The following is an 18,420-nucleotide window of genomic DNA, read 5'->3' on the forward strand; positions in this document are numbered from 1 at the left end:
TTTAGAGCGTAGTTCCACCACCATCTAGCACAGCCAAAGTGCTGAGACAGTAGAATTTGTTGCTCTGGTGTTGGGTAAAGTCGAACCTTGAGTGCTTTGTGCAGCATCTTAATACCTCCTTACTGTATTTTACATACAACAGTAAAAACATCAGGAAAATTTGGAAATTTCCGTTCCTCCAATTTCCCGCCTTTCATCCCGCCGCTAAATCGAAGCGATTATAGCGGGGGACTTCCCGGCAAATTAGTTAAGACTTTTACTGGGAAGTTTCAAATTGTTCTGGGGTATAGGTTTTTAAACCCAAGGCATGGATGGCATTACTAGCCATGGCTTCCTGAACGGCCGCATAAACCAACTGATGTTGTTGTACGGGTCGTTTACCTTCAAACTCACGGGAGACAACGATCGCCTCGTAATGATCGCCCCCTCCCGTCATATCCTTGAGTTGAATTTGGGCATCGGGAAGCTTGGCTTTAATCATTGCTTCCACTTCGGCTGGACGAACCATGCAAGACTCCTTATGATTAGTTACGATCAATCGTTCTCAATTCTTTATTGTAGCGATCGCTCTTGAGAGACTCAAGGGGATAAACCACTCGATACTCTTATGGCTTCTATTGAGGAGTCGCAGAGGTAGGTTCCCTATCATCGGGTTTGGGATAGGGAGACTCCACAAATCCCAATTCAAAAAGCTGTTGATATGCCTTTTTGCCCATTTCTGTAGTCGGGTTTTGAGAGCGAATCACCTGTACCAGCAGGGGAACTGCTAAGTCAGCTTCGTTTTGAGCGCGATGGACAAGGGCAAGCTGATAGGTGGCTTCGTCCCGTTTTTGCGCCGTCTCAACGGCTAGATCCCGTTGGCTATTGGCAATGCGGTTATCAATACCAGAGAAACTCGCAGCCAGTTCCTGATAAAAATTAGAGAGCTGGTTAAACACCTGACGGGCATCTTGGAGTTTTTGCTGGGCTAGGGCATAATTCTCATCACCAACGGCTGCTGCTGCTTCTCCCATCAGGCGTTCGGCCCCGACCATGCTCAGTAAGCTGTTTTCCTGGTTCAGGGGGCGAAATTCGTTGGCACTGCCTTCTTCGGCGGTGGTTTGAGCGTCTTGTGCTGCAAGTTGCTGGTGGGTCGATTGTCCAACGGCAACGTTAGTCAAGGCGATCGCAGAAGTACAAACCGCTAAAGTCGTAGATTGTAGGAGTCGAGAGGGATTTAAAGATACCATGAGTTGTAAGAGCTAGGGTGAAGACAAACAATATAAAACAAATCTAAACATAATTTAGCAGACAGTTTCCCTTTTTATCTGTTCCAATCAAGAGCAAAGATAAACGATCGCAAAGAAGTGGTGAAGATGGTTAAATTTTTCGAGCAGTTGAAGCGCTTTCTTGGGAGTCAACCGAGTTCTCCCCCCGATCTAGCCTCCGATCCCGTTCAGGCTAAATCTCCGATCCCAGAGTCAGATATCGGGTTAGTTCTGCAACGGGGGGGCGAACAATGGGTTTTAGAAAAGGCCCCAGATCGGCTCACGGTGGCCGTGAAGTCCCAGACCTCTCCAGATTGGGCCAGGGATCTGCCTTCTTTAGCCACTCGCCCCATTGACACCAAACTCTCAGAATTAACCGTCGATCCCCAAAGCTTGGAAACGGCCATTACTTCGGCTCGCAATTCCCAAGATGTGGCCTTTGCCAGCCATGTCTATCAGATCAAAGATGCGCCGGGAACCTACACCTATTTGTCCAACGAGATGACCATTCAATGGTCAGAAACAAGCGATAAACCAACCCGCAACGCCCTGATCCAACAGTATGGCTTGCGGGAGATCAAACCCGTGGACATGCTCCCCCATACCTGGGTCTATCAACTGACGGAAAAATCTACCGAAAATCCAATTAAAATTGCTAACCGTCTGATGGCTTCCCCAGCCGTAGTTGCGGCTGAACCCAATTTAATTATTCCCAGCCAACCCATGTATCGCCCCACGGATGGGTTTTATGGTCAACAATGGTATCTGAACCATAATGGGGGCAATTATCTGGCCACCGGGTCTCATATCGATGCTGAACGGGCTTGGGATATGATTAGGGGCGATCGCTCCATCGTCGTTGCCGTTGCCGATGATGCCATGGATCTCAACCATCCCGACTTCCAAGGACTCGGCAAAATTGTCGCCCCCAAAGACTTCAAAGACCAAGACTTTATCCCCCAACCCGGAGGCCTGGTAGAAAACCATGGAACCTCCTGTGCCGGAGTCGCCATTGCCGAAGAAAACGGCTCTGGGATCGTCGGTGTTGCCCCCGGATGCTCCCTGATGCCCGTTCGTACCACTGGCTTCCTCGATGATAATTCCATCGAACAACTCTTTGATTGGTGTGCCAGTCGAGGCGCTGCCGTCATTTCCTGTAGTTGGGGGCCAGCCGCCGTTAATTTTCCCCTTTCCCTGCGCCAAAACGCCGCCCTTACCAAAGCCGCCACCCAAGGCCGTCAGGGCAAAGGTTGCGTGATTGTCTTTGCCTCTGGCAATGCCAACCGCCCCATAAACGATACGGTTTATGAGCAAGGATGGCCCAATAATGTCATTTCTGGCAATACCCGATGGTTAGCCGGTTTTCCCATTCATCCCGATGTAATTGCCGTTTCTGCCTGTTCCAGCCTCAGCAAAAAAGCCATTTACAGCAACTGGGGCAAAGAAATTGCCGTTTGTGCCCCCTCCAATAATGCCCCTCCAGGGATTTGGTTACAGCAAACCGGATTTATCCCAACCCCTCCCGCAGTCACCAGTGCAACTCCAGGGTTAGGGGTATTTACCACTGACCGGGTAGGGGGGGCAGGCTATGGTACGGGGGATTTTACGGGCACATTTGGCGGCACGTCTAGCGCTTGTCCGATTGTGGCTGGAGTCGCTGCCCTCGTCTTATCCGCTAATCCGGATTTAACGGCGGCTCAGGTGAAGCAAATTTTGATCTCGAATACTGATAAAATTACTGACCTAGACCCCGATCCCCAGTTTGGCTTTCGCAAGGGGACTTATGATGCTCAGGGCCACTCTGAGTGGTTTGGCTATGGTAAAGTGAATGCCTATAAAGCAGTTTCGGCTGCCCTGCGATCGCGTCCTACTCCTCCTACTGTCAGTCGCTGGATTCAACGCCAAAACTATGCCAGCGTCGCCATTAGAGATTATGATAGTCGCGGCATTAGTAGCTCGATTTACATTTCTGAAAGCAATTCATTACGGGATATCCAAGTCACCGTCAATATCGATCACAGTTTCTTAGGCGATATTCAAGTGAGTTTAATAGCGCCCAACAATCAAACGATTTTGCTGCAAAACCGGACATTAGCCAGACAAACCCAACTTCAACATACCTATACTTCTTCTGAGCGCCCCTTACTGAAAGATTTAGTGAATCTTTCCGTTAAAGGCGTTTGGAAATTACAAGTCATTGATTATGCTTTAGGCAATACCGGCACGTTAAGAGGTTGGGTATTGACATTAGGGATTTAAACCATTCTTGCAAGCGCTATCATTAACTATGTCTCGATTGACCATTATCAAGCCAGACCAATCGTATACTTTTGCGGATTACTTTAAACTTAACTTTGCACCGCAAGATATTCTGGCATATTTTCAGGTTTCCTTGCAACGGCGATCGCTACAATTTCCCCAGTATACCGGTACTCTCGATCGCCTACTCGACCTCAAAACCCGCATTGAGGAAAGTCTCCCCCGTCTTAGTCTCACCAGTGAAATGGCACGGCGAGAATTTTTGATTGCCCCGGTTTTAACGGACTTGCTCCACTATACCCAAGCAACCCTCAATGTTGAATATCCTATTGTCGTGAGCCATCAACTCAAAGGTTCTCTGGATTATCTGCTCCAAAGTGATGGTGTTTTCCTCGCAATTGAAGCTAAAAATGAAGATCTAGAGCGGGGTTTTGTGCAACTGGCGATCGAACTCATTGCCCTCGATCAATGGATCGAATCCGATCAAAACCTGCTCCATGGAGCAATTTCCACCGGCAATATCTGGCAATTCGCTCAATTCGATCGCCACTCTCGTCAAGTGACTCAAGACCTTAATCTTTACCGTGTCCCTGCCGATCTAGAAGACCTGCTACGCATTTTAGTTCAAACTCTGAATAATTAAATTAGCGGGTAGGTGCGTTAGCGACAGCGCAGGGCACCTTACTCTGGAAGATTGATTTTATCAAACTCTATAATCCAAGAAAATAATGCGAATTAAAGTTGACTCAACATTTCATCTGTCGAATAGTGGAATACTCGGCTTGTCTAGTTATGATGATTTAATGTTCACCAGCATTTATTGCACAATAAGTTTGGATTTTACTGAAGATTTATCAGAAGAAGAATGGTGTGAAAGAGAAGAAACTGGTGGTTTACCAGATGATATTCAAATTGGTCATATATATGCCCATAGATTTGATTTAGATTACGATCCAGAGACTCTATTTCTCTTGGGTCATGCTCGTAGTTCAGACTTAGCTAATTTCGTATCTTTCTTTTTCTTAGATGAAGGTAAAAAACAGAAAAGCTTTGATTATCTTTTTTATTTAGATGATGTATTTATTGAAATTCCTTATAGGGGTAAAAATTATGCATTACAAGCATTAGCTCTCTTCTTACAAGGTTTTGCCTGGGGAGAAACTGTCGGTTGTTTTCCTGAAGATTTACGGGGTAAAAATTCTAATTTAGAGAGCCAATCTAGAGAAAAAGGTAAATTTTTAATGAGAAAATATTGGTCTAAATTAGGATTAGATCGCTATAGTGCAAATCATAATATTCTTTGGACAGATGAATGGTATATGCCAAGTTGGTTACGAGATAAAGTGTTACCAAACTCAATTGATAGTCAATTCGATTAAGGTTGAGACACTGTTAGGTACACACAACCTGTCTAGAGCACCCGTATCTGTAGGGGCAAGCGGCCGTTTCGCTTCGCGACATAAACGCCCCTACAAAAATGTCTTGGGGGGACACAGGGGGGGTTTGCCTCTTGCCTATCGCGTTTCATGTCCGCCATAGCGGAAAGCGCTATAACCTGAATCAGTAGGGGCGAACGACTGTTCACCCCTACATCTCGTCTATTCTTAATTCAATAGGGTATCAGCTTGAGCGTGCCTAGGATTGGGAGACCGTTTTACGTACACTCAAAGCAGGAGCAGCAAGTTCCAAGGGCCCATGGGTGGTATATTCTGGCCATAAGATCGCCAATTCTTGAGGCTACAAATAATTCTGGATGGGGAGGCGATCGCCTAAAATAGAGCTAAAATAGATCCCAAGGCGTGCCCTGACTCTTACAGCTTACATACTTTAGTACGAGAGGAACAGTAACACTGCCATGCAGTGGGTGTTTGGGAAACAGGATGCGAAGAACCCGACAGGTGGACATTAAAGGTAGTCATCCTTTAAAGAGTGTGTAATAACTCATCGGCGGAGTCCCTGGTGTCCCTGAGCAAACACATCATGCTGTAAGTAACTTGCACGCCCTATCAATTAAAAATTAACAATTTTCATGTCGGCGACAGCCGAAAAAATTAAAAATGGGTATGGGTTGGGGGCGAGTTGGCTTGCTACGGGGTTAATATCGTGTTTTCATTGGAGATGCGAATAGGAAATCTGCCTATCTCCCCATCTCCCTATCCCCCCCATCCCTCCACTATGCCGATTGATTTCCGTAACCTGAATATGCTTTGGGCTTCGATTTTGGTGGAAACCTTGGAGCGTTTGGGGTTAAGGACGGCGATCATTTGCCCCGGTTCTCGTTCGACTCCCTTAACGGTGGCTTTTGCTGCTCAAAGGGGGATTGAAGCGATACCGATTTTAGATGAGCGTTCGGCGGCGTTTTTTGCTTTGGGACGGGCGAAACAATCCGGGTTACCCACGGCTTTAGTCTGTACTTCGGGAACGGCAGGGGCTAATTTTTATCCAGCCGTTATTGAAGCGGCGGAAAGTCGAGTTCCCTTGATGGTGTTAACAACAGATCGCCCCCCGGAATTGCGGCAAACCCATGCGGGGCAAACCATTGACCAGGGTAAGATATTCTACGGAAATTATCCCACTTGGCAAACGGAGCTAGGTTTACCGGATGTGGATCTTTTAGCCTATCTGCGCCAGGCGATCGCCTATGGATGGGAACGCACCTTAAGTCCAATTGCTGGCCCCGTCCATGTTAATATACCGTTTCGAGACCCCTTAGCGCCCATTCTGCAACTGGATCTGGGCATTCGGGAAGAAGAATTCGATCTCGATCGCTTCTTTGGCTTTTTAAATCCCCGTTCTGCCTCAGTATCGAGTATCGACATCACCCCGGAAGCGGTGCAAACTTGGTGTAATACTCTGCGCTCTTCCCGTGGCATTATTGTTGCCGGAGTCGCTCAACCGCAGCATCCAGAAGCTTATGTAAAGGCGATCGCCCATTTAGCCAAAACCCTTAACTTTCCCGTCCTCGCGGAAGGACTCTCACCTGTTCGTAACTATGCCCATCTCAATCCCCATCTTATCTCCACCTATGACCTAATTCTCCGCAATCCTGAAATTGCCCAAGAATTATCTGCCGATGTCGTCATTCAAATTGGCGATTTTCCCACCAGTAAAGAGTTGAGACAATGGCTTAAGAAATGTAACCCTCGCCAGTGGATTATCGATCCAACCTATCAGAATCTCGACCCCCTGCACAATCAAGCCCAATTTTGGCGCTGTTCCATTGAACAACTCTCCCGATTTCTGCCAGAACCCCCGTCTGAAGCCAATCCCTATTTAGAGCGTTGGCGTACCTTAGAGCATTGGGGGCGATCGCACCTAGATCGAGTCTTAGAAACGATCGATCCTTTACTCGAACCCAAAGCCCCTTGGCTACTCTCCCAAATTCTCCCCGCACAGACTCCGATTTTCATTTCTAATAGTATGCCCGTGCGCGATGTAGAATGGTTTTGGACTCCCAATACCCTCAAAATACATCCCTATTTTAATCGCGGAGCCAATGGCATAGATGGCATTCTCTCCACAGCTTTAGGAATGGCTCACCGTCATCAGCAACCTGGCATTTTACTCACCGGAGATTTAGCCCTCTTGCATGATACCAATGGCTTTTTAATCCGTCCCTATTTCCAAGGTCATTTAACCATTATTTTAATCAACAACAATGGGGGCGGCATTTTCGAGCATTTACCCATTGCTGAATATAATCCCCCCTTTGAAGAATTCTTTGCTACCCCTCAATCCATTAATTTTGCCCAGTTATGCCAAACTTACGCAATTGAGTATCATCTTGTGGAAACTTGGGAGCAGTTTCGGCAGTATTTAGCCCAATTACCCGATCGCGGGATTCGCCTCTTGGAAATTCAGTGCGATCGCCATCTAGACAGTCAATGGCGCAAGCAAATCTTCAATAACTTCCGCATTAATACTTAGAAAATGCCCGGCATTTCTATGATTTGTGTAAACTAACGTACATAAAAACCCCCGATCGATCGATCCATTTCAGAAATAATGTAAAGAATTGTTGCGGCTTGCATAAAAACAGGGGCAAAAAAACGAGAACCCTATAGAGGGGTTTCATAGCAGCCACTCTACCTATTTTTTACTGTTACTCAAGATTCGGGTGAATCTTACCACTATGGATTTTTTGAAAAAATTCTTCCGCAACAACGCCCCTAAAACCCCCAAAACTAATTCTAATCAAGGTCAGACCTTCATCCTTGAACCCATCCTTACCCCTTCAGGTTTGGGTTTCGATGGAGATGGAGGAGACGAAATTCCCCCCTTAGACCCAGACTTCGATATCGATCTAGATCCTCCTGATGGTGAAGAAATTGATATTCCTGACGATACAAGTGCTTCAGATACAGAACCTACAGAAAGTACAGAAGAGAATAATACAGAAGACAATAATACAGAAGACAATAACTCAGACGTTAGCGGAGGTGACATAGAAGATTCAGACATAGAAGATTCAGACATAGAAGAAATCTCCTATATCACCTCCCTTACAGAAAATCGAGCCGAAGATGAAGGTTTAGAAACACAGGAAAATCCAACTAATGACGAAGTAGAAGTTGATGGTCAAAAGATTGTAAATTCTGAATCGGATGGCGGGCAAGAAACCCTAGCTGCATCCTCAGTTAACCGTACTCAAGCAGACGGAGACTCTGAAGATGAACTTCAACCGAGTGAAACCCAAACGACTGAAACCGGAGAAGAAATTGTCAACAATACGGAAGAAGAGAAGGAAGAAATTGTCCCCGTTTTAGAGATTGAGCAACCCAATTTTACCTTTGATTCCGGAGTCTTCACCGTTGGCGAAACCGGAGAAGTTGGAGTAGATTTCCTCTTTGATGGTGGTGGATATAAAGGTGAACTGGCCATCTTTTCTTTAGATGGAATGGATGAATTTGAAGCCGGTTCCGAGGAATTTATCCAAGAAGCTGCAACTCGTGCCTTGAGTAACTCAGAGCAAGGTTATGTCGTGATTTCTGACGCTGAAGAGGGTGCGAAATTTAGCGGCAACTTGGGCGAGCGCGACCAAAATGATGGGGATTATTTGGGGGTGAAAACTTTTAAGATGCGCTCTGGCGATGAGTTTGGGGTGATGTTGGTTCCCAATAAGACTGTAGCCAGGGTTTTGGATAATCCCAGTATTGGGGGTTCCGGTCGTCCTTTGTTTTCCATGGTAACGGCGAATCCCCATGAAGCCTTTCATGTGGGCCAAATTGCCGATGTGACGGGAGATGGTTCTACGTTTGTGATGGAAGATATCCGCGTTGATGGTAAGACCGATGGGGATTACAATGATGTGATTTTCCAGGTTAGGGGAGCAGAAGGGAAGGCTACGCTGTTGGATAGTGCGATCGCCTCTGACAAAGAATGGCGCTATTCTGATCTTGGGCAAGCCTTGCTCGAATACGCCAAACCCTACATCACCCCTGAGTCCGTAGAAACAGAAGTCACAGATCTCATTCAGGACGTACAAGGATTAACCGATGCCTTGCAAGACGCAGTAGAAACTCTAGAACCTGAAGTTGTAGAACCTCCTGAAACCCCTGAAGAACCGACTCCAGCACCAGAAACTCCCACTTCTGAGCAGAACGAGCAAAATTCAGATACTGAGGAAACCGAGACTTCTGACAACTCCACTGCTGAGACTTCTAATTCTGAGCAGAACGAGCAAAATTCAGACACTGAAGAAACCGAGAATTCTGACAACTCCACTGCTGAGACCTCTAATTCCGAGCAGAATGAGCAAAATTCAGACACTGAGGAAACCGAGAATTCTGATAACTCCACTGCACAAACTCCAGATACTGAGGAACCCGAACATATTCATCACGAACATGAAGAACCCTCAGCCACCGATAACCTCATCGCTCGGTTAGACCATTTAACCACGCGACTCGAAGACGCGCAGGATGCTCCCGTTTCCACCGAAGAAGCAGAACAACTGCAAACCTTGGTGCAACAGGTAGAAACCTTAACTGAAACCCTCGAAGAACCGGAGTATCAATCCTTCTCCGAGCGGGCAGAATTAGCCGTAACGCGAGTCGTTGAGCGCTTAGAAAACGTCGCCCAACGCATCGTTCCCATTGGCGAAACTCCTCCAGAATTTGAGTTTGCCGAAACTGCGCAACCCCTAGTCGGTATCATCGACACCGGATTTAGCGGGGATAATCCCGATATTGACTATGCTCGCATTACCTTGGGTCAAGACCATATCGACAACGACGATAATCCCCTATTGTCCGAAGGAGAAGGCAACGAACACGGAACCCATATCCTGGGAATTATCGGCGCAACCGAAAATAACGGTATCGGTATCGATGGCATCAATGACCAAGCGCCCCTATGGGTAAGTCGTGCCGTAGGTTCTGGAAAATGGGCTGAGTCATTAGTTGAATTTGTCGATGCAGCGCGAGAGTCAGGACAACCGAATGCGGTGGTGAATTTGAGTATGGATTTAACTCAAATTGATGCCCAAGGAAATGTCACCACTCGCTATGAGTTTACCCAACAAGAGTGGGATGCTATTGAATATGCTCGTGAACATAATGTGTTGATTGTAGCTGCTGCCGGAAATGATGGCGGGGTGATGTCGGCGTTGGGACAAGCTTCTCAGGAGTTGGATAATATTCTTACCGTCGGTGCTGCTGAACAAGTGAATCTAGACCTATCTGTGGCTGAAGGTTTCGAGCGAGTAGACTATTCCAGTTATGGAGAAGGATTAAATCTGGTTGCTCCTGGAGGAACCGATGAATATCCGATTTTATCCACCGTTGGTAATGGCGTAGGAACCATGACCGGGACTTCAGTAGCAACAGCAAAAGTTACGGGAGCAGCGTCTCAAGTTTGGGCCGCTAATCCAGATTTAAGTTATCAGCAAGTGGTGCGAATTCTCAAGGAAACAGCGACTGATTTGCATGAAGCAAATCCCGATAATGAAACTGGGTTTGGCTTGTTAAATATTGCCGCAGCCGTTCAGTTGGCAACCGTAACGAAACCCGAAATTTACGAGCGTCCTACTATTGCAATTCCAGAGACTTGGAGTGGAGAAGGTCGAGTTACTGCTACGGAACGTGCTGCAAATTATCCAAATTATCCCATTGTCTCAGAAAATTTCAGTGGCTGGGTTGGGCCAACAATAGGTGTAAATCTTCGCAATACTCCTGTTCATGGCGATCGCGGGCCTGTTAACGAACCTTATCGTAAAACGCTTTACTTTGATGCCTGGACTTATGGCAGTCGAGTCAGTGACTTGTGGTTAAACCGTCCAGATGAGCTATGGTATCGAGTGCGTGGAACAAGTTACTGGGTTCCGAGTGCTTATATCTGGGGTTATCCAGGCAGTAAACCACCTGTACTTGCTCCACTGTTGCCAACCCCAACGCCTACTCCAACTCCAACCCCAACTCCCACTCCTACGCCTCCACCAGCTAATCGTCCAACTCCCGTCTCTCCTCCTACTGGCCGTTCTTATACCATTCAACGAGGGGATACTCTCTGGGCAATTGCTCAACGCTTCTTAGGTAATGGTAGCCGTTGGCGGGAAATCAAGGATCGTAACGGTAATTCTTTTAACTCAACTTCTGCAAGGTATTTGCGTATTGGTCAAGTGGTTTACCTTCCTGGTGGTTCTCCATCTCCGTCTCCCACTCCAACACCCCAACCATCGAATACCTGGCATCATCCCCTTCCAGGAGCGCGAGTAACCAGTGAATATGGGCCGCGTTGGGGACGTTTTCATTACGGTATCGATTTAGGTGTACCAACAGGAACTCCAGTTAAAGCTGCTAAAGCTGGTCGAGTCGTTTATGCTGGTTGGGATACGACAGGATATGGAAACTTAATCAAGATTCAGCATTATGATGGCACGATGACGTTCTATGCTCACCTATCTCGGTTTGGAGTCAGTGTTGGACAGTCAGTTAGTGGAGGAGCCTACATTGGTAGAGTTGGTAGTACAGGCAATTCTACGGGGCCTCATCTGCATTTTGAAGTCCGTGTATCTCCTTATCGATGGAAAGTTAATAACCGCAATCCTAGGAATTACATCAAATTCTAACGGTAGCGATTAATCGATCTCTCCCGTTAAATTGTAGGGGCTTTCCGGCCGTTTCGCTTCGCGACATGAAACGCCCCTACAGATTTGGGGAGATACGGGGGAGTTTTGGCGATCGCGCCAGCGATGCGGAGCATTATCGCCCTTCCAGCACCCCAAGAAACCGGGTTTTTCAGGACACTGTTGCGTCTTAAGCGATATCGGCGGCAAAAACCCGGTTTCTGAAGCTTAGGGACGATCTTGGGATGAGATTTCACTTCCAGGCGATTGTTACGCTCGGTCGCTATGATAAACTTCTAAAGTACGTCTGTTTACGATCGGTGAGATTATGAACTTTGTTTCCTTATCAGCGCATTTTGATGGGAAATCAATCCAACTCGATGAACCCTATAAACTCGAACCTAATACTAAACTGATTGTCACGATTATTCCCGAACAAGCAGAGGAGCAAGCATCTTGGTTAAAACGCTCCAGAACTCAACTCAACTGCGCCTACAGTAATGATGATGATTACCCTCTTGATGCGATAAAAGTTCCTAATCCCGATTATGCAGGAAGCTGATGTTGTTCTTACGCCAATTCCTCAAGCGGATGGACAAATTAAAAATCGTCCTGTCATTCTTTTGCGAGAACTGCCACCTTATCAAGATTTCTTAGTTTGTGGAGTGAGTACCCAACTCAATCAACAAGTCATGGGTTTTGATGATATCATTGCCTCTACCGATCTCGATTTTATCACAAGTGGCTTACGAAGTGATTCTTTGATCCGCCTTGGCTTTCTGGCTGTAATTCCTCGCCAGCAAATTCTTGGTTCTATTGGCAAAATATCACCAGAACGACACCAACGATTGCTGAAGACTTTAAGTGATTATCTCGTCAATTCTCCTTAGTGAATCGGCGATCGCCCCTTCCATCCTCTCCCCCACCCCAAGAAACCGGGTTTTTAGGTCACTTTTGCTGCTTCAGCGATATCTGTGGCAAAAACCCGATTTCTGACTTTGGGGCGATCTTTGGATGAGAAGGGGGCGATCGCTCATTTGCTAAAATTAATAGCAGGCTCATTCAGTAGCAGTAGTGCCGTGACACGACTAAAATGAGGCAATAGGATTTTGCTTAAATTCACAAATTTCAAGAACCCTAGCGATTTTCTAATGCCCTAAATTAGCTGTGTCACGGCAGTAGGGTGCGTTAGTCGGGAATCAATTTCAGACTGAATCAGTCAATTAAAAAGCCCGACGCAGGGCACCAACTTTACACAAATAAAATCAACCGGTTTTCGGTGCGTTATGCGGGGAATACAATTTACTCGACTTCGCCAACTGTTAACTCCCCGCTAACACACCCTACCCGGTAAGAGGTTGCTCATTTTCCCAGAGTGCGATCGCGCCAGCGATGCGGAGCATTATCGCCCTTACCCACCCCAAGAAACCGGGTTTTTAGGTCACATTTGCTGCTTAAGCGATATCTGTGGCAAAAACCCGATTTCTGACTTTGGGGCGATCTTTGGATGAGAAGGGGGCGATCGCTATTGGATGATTTCCAATATTTTGGCGATCGCCTCGTTTAATTTTTCTGGCTTCAGTTTACCCGCTCGATACAGTATGATTCCTCGATCGGCCGTAAACAAACGATTGGGTCTAATATTACTGTTTTGGTTCAGTCCACCCTCACTAAAATCATCCGTTTCCAGAGTAATTGCATAGCGATCGCTAATTTTCTGGCTCGTAACTTGACATAGAATTACATCATCTCCTGTTAAAGTGGCTATCACACAAGCTGGTCTGCGCTTAGCTTGGGTTAAATCTGAAAAGGGGAAAGGAACAACCACCACATCCCCTTTTACAAATTCTGCCATGCTTCATCCTCCTCTAAGCTCAACCAATCTTTTTCTAAAGAGGATTGACTGAGCAAGCTAGTTTCTAAGGTGTGGCGATCGCGTTTTTGTTTCAGAAACCGCAGAAAATCCCAGACCTCTTCTAACATGGCTTCAGGAAGATCTTCTATTTCTTTGAGAAATAACTCTTTGTCCATAAAACTGCATTAATCAATACAAAGGTTAGAACCTCAATTGTACCAGGTGTTATTTTCTCGTTCAAATCCTGGCCCTTCCACCACCCCAAGAAACCGGGTTTTTAGGTCACTTTTGCTGCTGAAGCGATGTCCGTGGCAAAAACCCGGTTTCTGACTTGGGGGCGATCTTTGGATGAGAAGGGGGCGATCGCCAAATGGGTCAAAACAAGTATAATTAACAAAACCCAACACAATCTCACAAGGGCAAAACTTTAGGTTCGGAAAAGATGGCAAGTCGCGAGCATATTCTTCAGCAATTTCGGAGAAGCCATCACGCAATGGCTTAACCATCAATTCTGCTAGTACCAAATCACAAGCAAAACCTTGACATTTTCCCAGCTCTATCAGCTCAAAAATTTTTCTGGCTAGTTCGCCAAATTCCTGATTCCCTTCGATAGCGTAAATAAAAATTACGCTGTCGAAAGCCACAGCAACACCTTCCAGGTCTTCTAATCGCGCCATGACTCCCGTTCCTCACGAATGTAAGCAACAGCATCAACTTCATCCCAGAGATGGCGATGCTTGCCAAACCAGCGAGAAGTGTGGCTGGGAACTGGCAGCATCACCACTGCACCATCTACTACTTTAAATTCCAGAGAATCGCCCGGTTTTAGCTGTAATCTTTCTCGCACCGCTACCGGAATCTCGATTTCATAGTTTCCACTCAATTGAGCTATAATCATGAACCTTATCTCAATATTTTATTCTTATTATACAAATGATATTTAATCTTCTCCAAGATTCATTCCCTTTAGTTTTTGCTCTACTTTAGAAGGAATTTTGGCTTGCAACTCTTGAACCCATTGTTCGCTCTGTTGAATCTGTTGTCGAATTTCTTGGAAATGATCGTGATAATAAGCCAAAGCAGCATAGACATCTGCCAAAGTAATGGAAGGATGTCTGGAGACAATCTCATCAGGAGAAATGCCCATTTGTTCGTGCCAAACCACAATGTCTTGAACTCTAATTCTATGGCCAGCGATATGGGGTTTTCCACCACATATCTCAGGAGAAATCTGAATGTGTTCTGAAATTACTGCTGTCATGGGAGCATGAAACTAGACGATTAGGAGTGCTTATTATATCTCAAATTCTTGTTCTTGAATCGTATTTTCAGTTAACCAGGGGGGCGATCGCCTGAAATTTAAGCAGCAACTGAACTTGGACTTGGAGGCGTTAAGCGCTATATGTCCATAAGAACAAGGTTGCAAGGTATGCGATCGCCTAGATTAATTCTTCTAAGCGATCGCCGATCGCCCTGGCAATGCCTTCTTTACCCATCATCTGTTCTGGTGCGTCATTCTCCGATACCCAATAGGCAACTTGTTCGCCGTTCTCGCCCATCTCTTCTCCCCGATTCGCCACCACTGCATTATACCCCTGTCCTAATCTCTCTTGGGCAATGTTCATTAATTCTTCATGGCTGACTTGTTCCTGATATTTGAACGTCACCATATATAAGTCGGGAAACTCTGCCCTTACCCGTTCAATGATTTTCGCCGTCGGGACTAATTTAAGGGACTGCATTGCGCCTCCACTGGGAATTTTTCCCGCGAATAGCTGCTCCGGTTGATAATCAGCAACGGCGGCGGAAAAGATACCAAAAACATAAGGAATTTCCTGTAACTGTTCTAAAACCAATTGTGAATAACGATCGTAGGTTGGAGCCATTTTACAAGGTAAATGAGCGGGGGAAATATCCCCACCTGTCCCTAAAATCAATTGAACTTCTGCGCCTCGTAAATACAGTTCTTCTGTGATTTTGATACTGAGTGTACCGCGAAAGCGATTAGTAATTCGGCGAATATTATCAATAGGCACGGGAGTAGGGCCGCCGGTCACTAAAATGGGGATACCTTTTAAGGGAGAAGAACTGACCAAACGAGAAACAGCAGCAACAATTGAGCGTAAATCGGGTAAATTATCTTTGCCGTAAGCTTGTTTGGGGGTCATAATCTCTACACCCCAGCACTGTAATTGCTGTAGAGATGCGGTTAAAATTTGATTGTGTAAACTGCCGTGCATCGTGGGCACAATCAGGATTTTCGCTTGTCCCTGTTCCAGTTTTCCTAATGCGGAAGCGAGGGTAGATGTAATTACGCCATCAGCAATGCCGTAGCGCATTTTATTAATGGTATTGTAGGTTGCAGGAGCGACGACATAGGCATCAAAAGGGTCTTCATCGCTCAGATGTTCGGCAGCAGCCGTCAGTTTGGTAATTACCGGATGGGTGGTACTCCATTCTAGGCTGTCAAGGGTGGTATAGCGTAGGGCTTCAGTGGAGGTAAATGCGATGACTTCTGCTCCTTCGCGCCTAAGTTCTCGCGCGAGTAAAGGGGCTTTGAGGGCAGCAATACTGCCGGTAATCAGCAGGGCAATCCGTTTGCCTTGAAGATGGGTTCCATGTAGGGGGACTTGGCGATCGCCTAATTCAGAGGCAGGAGGTGGGGTAAAATTCCAAGGTTTCATATAGGGAAGGGGAATGCTTGATTTTATTTTGCTTGAGGCTAGGGCCAGCTAACGTTACAAAAGATTGAGAAAAAGGGGTCAAATGCCAAGAGGGATCGGCGATCGCTATACAATGCACAAATACTCTGATTTTGTTTAGATTCTCGTTTGTAAACCCCTAACTATGTTTCCCATTCATCGCCCTCGCCGCCTCCGTAACTCTGCCACTTTGCGCCGGATGGTGCAAGAAAATGTGGTCACCACTAATGATTTGATTTATCCCCTCTTTGCTATACCGGGTGAAGGAATCGCCAAGGAAGTGCGATCGATGCCCGGTGTGTATCAGTTATCGGTAGATAAAATTGTAGACGAAGCCAAAGAAGTCTACGATCTAGGCATTCCCGCCATTATCCTGTTTGGCATTCCCGAAACCAAAGATATGGAAGCAACAGGCGCTTGGCATGATTGTGGGATGATCCAAAAAGCCGCCACAGCAGTCAAAGAAGCAGTTCCTGGTCTAGTGGTGATTGCCGATACTTGTCTGTGCGAGTATACCAGCCATGGCCATTGTGGTTATTTAGAAGTGGGAGACTTGACGGGACGGGTGCTGAACGATCCCACCTTAGAATTATTGAAAAAAACCGCCGTCTCCCAAGCCAAAGCCGGAGCCGATGTAATTGCCCCGTCCGGGATGATGGATGGGTTTGTACAAGCCATTCGAGCTGGGTTAGATGAAGCCGGGTTTGAAGAGATCCCGATTTTGTCCTATGCAGCTAAGTATGCTTCCTCCTATTACGGGCCATTCCGAGATGCAGCCGAGTCTTCCCCCCAATTTGGCGATCGCCGCACCTATCAAATGGACCCTGCCAATAGTCGAGAAGCAATCAAAGAAATTGACCTAGATGTGGCCGAAGGCGCAGATATGCTGATGGTCAAACCCGCCCTAGCCTACATGGATGTGATCTGGCAAGTCAAACAAGCCTCTAACCTCCCCGTCGCCGCCTACAATGTTTCCGGTGAATATTCCATGGTCAAAGCGGCTGCCCTCAATGACTGGATTGATGAAAAGCGGGTGGTCATAGAAACCTTAACCAGCTTCAAACGTGCAGGAGCCGATCTGATTCTCACCTATCACGCTAAAGACGCTGCTCGGTGGCTTCAAGGCTAATTACCGACAGTTTGAGAAAATGCGGGTAGCATGAGTGAGTGTCAACCTGGATTCACTCACCATGTCCAAAACGAATATCATCATTTCGCTATTCTTAATCTTTGTCCCCATCTCGATCGCCGGCCATTTTTTTGAATGGGGATCGACAACAATCTTTATCACGGCTGCTTTAGCCATTATCCCCCTAGCCGCTTGGATGGGCATCGCCACAGAAGAAATTGCTGTGGTTCTCGGGCCCAATTTGGGAGGGCTGATGAATGCCACCTTCGGGAATGCCACTGAATTAATTATTGGTTTAGTTGCCTTAAATGCGGGCTTAGTCAGTGTTGTCAAAGCCAGTATTACCGGCTCCATCATCAGTAACCTGCTACTGGTGATGGGGTTTGCTATGTTTTTAGGCGGCATTCGCTATAAGGAACAAAATTTCACCTCGGTGGTAGCGCGTTTGAATGCCTCAGCTATGAATCTAGCGGTGATTGCCATCTTGGTTCCTACCGCAGTCGATGTCACCTCGGATGGGATCGCCGAAGAAACCATGCAAACCTTATCCGGTGCGGTATCCATCGTTTTAATTGTGGTTTACTTGCTCACCCTGCTCTTTTCCATGAAAACCCATTCCTATCTCTATGATGTCGGTTTGGCGGAAAATGAGGAGGAAGGGGAAGAAGAACCCCATGAACAGCCGAATCTCGTTTTGTGGAGTCTGGTGCTGCTGGTGGCAACTGTGGTGGTTGCCGTGGAATCGGAGCTATTGGTGGATTCTTTAGAAGAGGCAACCTCTTATTTAGGCTTAACTGCTTTGTTTACCGGGGTGATTGTGGTTCCCATTATTGGTAATGCGGCTGAACATGCCACCGCAGTCACCGTCGCCATGAAGAATAAGATGGAATTGTCGGTTTCTGTGGCTATGGGATCGAGTTTACAGATTGCCCTGTTTGTGGCTCCGGTTTTAGTGTTAGCGGGAGTATTTTTTCACCAACCCATGGATCTCGATTTTAATCCTTTCGAGTTAGTGGCAGTGGTTGTGGCTGTCCTACTGGCGAATTCCGTTAGTTCTGATGGTCGTTCCGATTGGTTGGAAGGCTCCCTGTTACTTGCTACTTATGTGGTTTTAGGGTTAGCGTTCTTCTTCCATCCGGCGATCGAAGGATTAGGTTAATCTC

19 protein-coding genes are annotated in these 18,420 nt (G+C 46.5%); 10 read left to right on the forward strand and 9 right to left on the reverse strand.

What is annotated here, in order from left to right; all coding sequences use genetic code 11:
* The 3 genes from PJF56_RS22030 to PJF56_RS04375 all read right to left on the reverse strand — a co-directional run.
* Positions 1-107, reverse strand: a 107-nt coding sequence (locus PJF56_RS22030) for a helix-turn-helix domain-containing protein (protein ID WP_347179441.1), incomplete at its 3' end; no start/stop codon positions are given.
* A gap of 149 nt (positions 108-256) precedes the next feature.
* Complete coding sequence (locus PJF56_RS04370; RefSeq protein WP_283761424.1) at positions 257-508, reverse strand: BolA family protein; 252 nt, start codon at positions 506-508, stop codon at positions 257-259.
* A gap of 106 nt (positions 509-614) precedes the next feature.
* Complete coding sequence (locus PJF56_RS04375; protein ID WP_283761425.1) at positions 615-1,229, reverse strand: hypothetical protein; 615 nt, start codon at positions 1,227-1,229, stop codon at positions 615-617.
* A 126-nt stretch (positions 1,230-1,355) separates the two neighbouring features.
* Between PJF56_RS04375 and PJF56_RS04380 the strand changes: the two genes are divergently transcribed.
* The 8 genes from PJF56_RS04380 (at position 1,356) to PJF56_RS04415 (ending at position 13,082) form a co-directional block, all read left to right on the forward strand.
* Positions 1,356-3,506 (forward strand): S8 family serine peptidase, encoded by a 2,151-nt coding sequence (locus PJF56_RS04380; protein ID WP_283761426.1) that lies wholly within the window; start codon positions 1,356-1,358, stop codon positions 3,504-3,506.
* Between the two features lie 28 nt (positions 3,507-3,534).
* Positions 3,535-4,149 (forward strand): hypothetical protein, encoded by a 615-nt coding sequence (locus tag PJF56_RS04385; RefSeq protein WP_283761427.1) that lies wholly within the window; start codon positions 3,535-3,537, stop codon positions 4,147-4,149.
* 85 nt (positions 4,150-4,234) lie between these two features.
* Entirely contained in the window at positions 4,235-4,885 is a 651-nt protein-coding gene (locus tag PJF56_RS04390; protein WP_283761428.1) for a hypothetical protein, read from the forward strand.
* Positions 4,886-5,681: 796 nt separating this feature from the next.
* A complete protein-coding gene (gene menD / locus PJF56_RS04395) occupies positions 5,682-7,433 on the forward strand; it encodes a 2-succinyl-5-enolpyruvyl-6-hydroxy-3-cyclohexene-1-carboxylic-acid synthase (RefSeq protein ID WP_283761429.1) in 1,752 nt (583 codons plus the stop codon).
* Positions 7,434-7,638: 205 nt separating this feature from the next.
* Positions 7,639-11,574, forward strand: coding sequence for a S8 family serine peptidase (locus PJF56_RS04400; protein WP_283761430.1), 3,936 nt, complete (start codon positions 7,639-7,641; stop codon positions 11,572-11,574).
* Between the two features lie 325 nt (positions 11,575-11,899).
* Positions 11,900-12,133 carry a hypothetical protein gene (locus PJF56_RS04405; protein ID WP_283761431.1) on the forward strand — a complete coding sequence of 78 codons (234 nt, stop codon included), beginning with the start codon at positions 11,900-11,902 and terminating at the stop codon, positions 12,131-12,133.
* Entirely contained in the window at positions 12,120-12,461 is a 342-nt protein-coding gene (locus tag PJF56_RS04410; protein ID WP_283761432.1) for a type II toxin-antitoxin system PemK/MazF family toxin, read from the forward strand. Before PJF56_RS04405 ends, PJF56_RS04410 begins: the two co-directional genes overlap by 14 nt.
* A 468-nt stretch (positions 12,462-12,929) precedes the next feature.
* Positions 12,930-13,082: a hypothetical protein gene (locus tag PJF56_RS04415; protein ID WP_283761433.1), complete on the forward strand. Its 153-nt coding sequence runs from the start codon at positions 12,930-12,932 to the stop codon at positions 13,080-13,082.
* A 14-nt stretch (positions 13,083-13,096) separates the two neighbouring features.
* Here the strand turns inward: PJF56_RS04415 and PJF56_RS04420 are convergent, their stop codons facing one another.
* The 6 genes from PJF56_RS04420 to PJF56_RS04445 form a co-directional block, all read right to left on the reverse strand.
* Entirely contained in the window at positions 13,097-13,426 is a 330-nt protein-coding gene (locus tag PJF56_RS04420; protein WP_283761434.1) for a type II toxin-antitoxin system PemK/MazF family toxin, read from the reverse strand.
* On the reverse strand, positions 13,411-13,602 hold the full coding sequence (locus tag PJF56_RS04425; RefSeq protein ID WP_283761435.1) for a hypothetical protein: 192 nt from the start codon (positions 13,600-13,602) through the stop codon (positions 13,411-13,413). Before PJF56_RS04425 ends, PJF56_RS04420 begins: the two co-directional genes overlap by 16 nt.
* Positions 13,603-13,635: 33 nt before the next feature.
* Positions 13,636-14,103 (reverse strand): type II toxin-antitoxin system VapC family toxin, encoded by a 468-nt coding sequence (locus PJF56_RS04430; RefSeq protein WP_283761436.1) that lies wholly within the window; start codon positions 14,101-14,103, stop codon positions 13,636-13,638.
* Complete coding sequence (locus tag PJF56_RS04435; protein WP_283761437.1) at positions 14,091-14,324, reverse strand: AbrB/MazE/SpoVT family DNA-binding domain-containing protein; 234 nt, start codon at positions 14,322-14,324, stop codon at positions 14,091-14,093. Before PJF56_RS04435 ends, PJF56_RS04430 begins: the two co-directional genes overlap by 13 nt.
* A gap of 42 nt (positions 14,325-14,366) precedes the next feature.
* The gene (locus tag PJF56_RS04440) at positions 14,367-14,687 is read right to left on the reverse strand and encodes a DUF433 domain-containing protein (RefSeq protein ID WP_283761438.1); all 321 of its coding nucleotides are present in this window, start codon (positions 14,685-14,687) and stop codon (positions 14,367-14,369) included.
* A gap of 178 nt (positions 14,688-14,865) precedes the next feature.
* Complete coding sequence (locus PJF56_RS04445) at positions 14,866-16,110, reverse strand: flavoprotein (protein WP_283761439.1); 1,245 nt, start codon at positions 16,108-16,110, stop codon at positions 14,866-14,868.
* A gap of 163 nt (positions 16,111-16,273) precedes the next feature.
* On the opposite strand from PJF56_RS04445, the gene hemB reads away from it, so the two are divergent.
* Entirely contained in the window at positions 16,274-17,257 is a 984-nt protein-coding gene (hemB, locus tag PJF56_RS04450) for a porphobilinogen synthase (RefSeq protein ID WP_283761440.1), read from the forward strand.
* Positions 17,258-17,318: 61 nt separating this feature from the next.
* Entirely contained in the window at positions 17,319-18,416 is a 1,098-nt protein-coding gene (gene cax / locus PJF56_RS04455) for a calcium/proton exchanger (RefSeq protein ID WP_283761441.1), read from the forward strand.
* The last annotated feature ends 4 nt before the right edge of the window (positions 18,417-18,420 follow it).

This window comes from Roseofilum halophilum BLCC-M91, assembly GCF_030068445.1.
Classification (GTDB): Bacteria; Cyanobacteriota; Cyanobacteriia; order Cyanobacteriales; family Desertifilaceae; genus Roseofilum; species Roseofilum halophilum.

What these genes read in the sequence shown, in the direction of transcription:
- cax (WP_283761441.1), top strand. Translation starts at nt 17,319, where the DNA reads ATGTCCAAAACGAATATCATCATTTCGCTATTCTTAATCTTTGTCCCC.
- PJF56_RS04420 (WP_283761434.1), bottom strand. Translation starts at nt 13,426, where the DNA reads ATGGCAGAATTTGTAAAAGGGGATGTGGTGGTTGTTCCTTTCCCCTTT.
- PJF56_RS04425 (WP_283761435.1), bottom strand. Translation starts at nt 13,602, where the DNA reads ATGGACAAAGAGTTATTTCTCAAAGAAATAGAAGATCTTCCTGAAGCC.
- PJF56_RS04430 (WP_283761436.1), bottom strand. Translation starts at nt 14,103, where the DNA reads ATGGCGCGATTAGAAGACCTGGAAGGTGTTGCTGTGGCTTTCGACAGC.
- PJF56_RS04440 (WP_283761438.1), bottom strand. Translation starts at nt 14,687, where the DNA reads ATGACAGCAGTAATTTCAGAACACATTCAGATTTCTCCTGAGATATGT.
- PJF56_RS04385 (WP_283761427.1), top strand. Translation starts at nt 3,535, where the DNA reads ATGTCTCGATTGACCATTATCAAGCCAGACCAATCGTATACTTTTGCG.
- PJF56_RS04400 (WP_283761430.1), top strand. Translation starts at nt 7,639, where the DNA reads ATGGATTTTTTGAAAAAATTCTTCCGCAACAACGCCCCTAAAACCCCC.
- PJF56_RS04390 (WP_283761428.1), top strand. Translation starts at nt 4,235, where the DNA reads ATGCGAATTAAAGTTGACTCAACATTTCATCTGTCGAATAGTGGAATA.
- PJF56_RS04410 (WP_283761432.1), top strand. Translation starts at nt 12,120, where the DNA reads ATGCAGGAAGCTGATGTTGTTCTTACGCCAATTCCTCAAGCGGATGGA.
- PJF56_RS04405 (WP_283761431.1), top strand. Translation starts at nt 11,900, where the DNA reads ATGAACTTTGTTTCCTTATCAGCGCATTTTGATGGGAAATCAATCCAA.
- hemB (WP_283761440.1), top strand. Translation starts at nt 16,274, where the DNA reads ATGTTTCCCATTCATCGCCCTCGCCGCCTCCGTAACTCTGCCACTTTG.
- menD (WP_283761429.1), top strand. Translation starts at nt 5,682, where the DNA reads ATGCCGATTGATTTCCGTAACCTGAATATGCTTTGGGCTTCGATTTTG.
- PJF56_RS04445 (WP_283761439.1), bottom strand. Translation starts at nt 16,110, where the DNA reads ATGAAACCTTGGAATTTTACCCCACCTCCTGCCTCTGAATTAGGCGAT.
- PJF56_RS04380 (WP_283761426.1), top strand. Translation starts at nt 1,356, where the DNA reads ATGGTTAAATTTTTCGAGCAGTTGAAGCGCTTTCTTGGGAGTCAACCG.
- PJF56_RS04375 (WP_283761425.1), bottom strand. Translation starts at nt 1,229, where the DNA reads ATGGTATCTTTAAATCCCTCTCGACTCCTACAATCTACGACTTTAGCG.
- PJF56_RS04370 (WP_283761424.1), bottom strand. Translation starts at nt 508, where the DNA reads ATGGTTCGTCCAGCCGAAGTGGAAGCAATGATTAAAGCCAAGCTTCCC.
- PJF56_RS04435 (WP_283761437.1), bottom strand. Translation starts at nt 14,324, where the DNA reads ATGATTATAGCTCAATTGAGTGGAAACTATGAAATCGAGATTCCGGTA.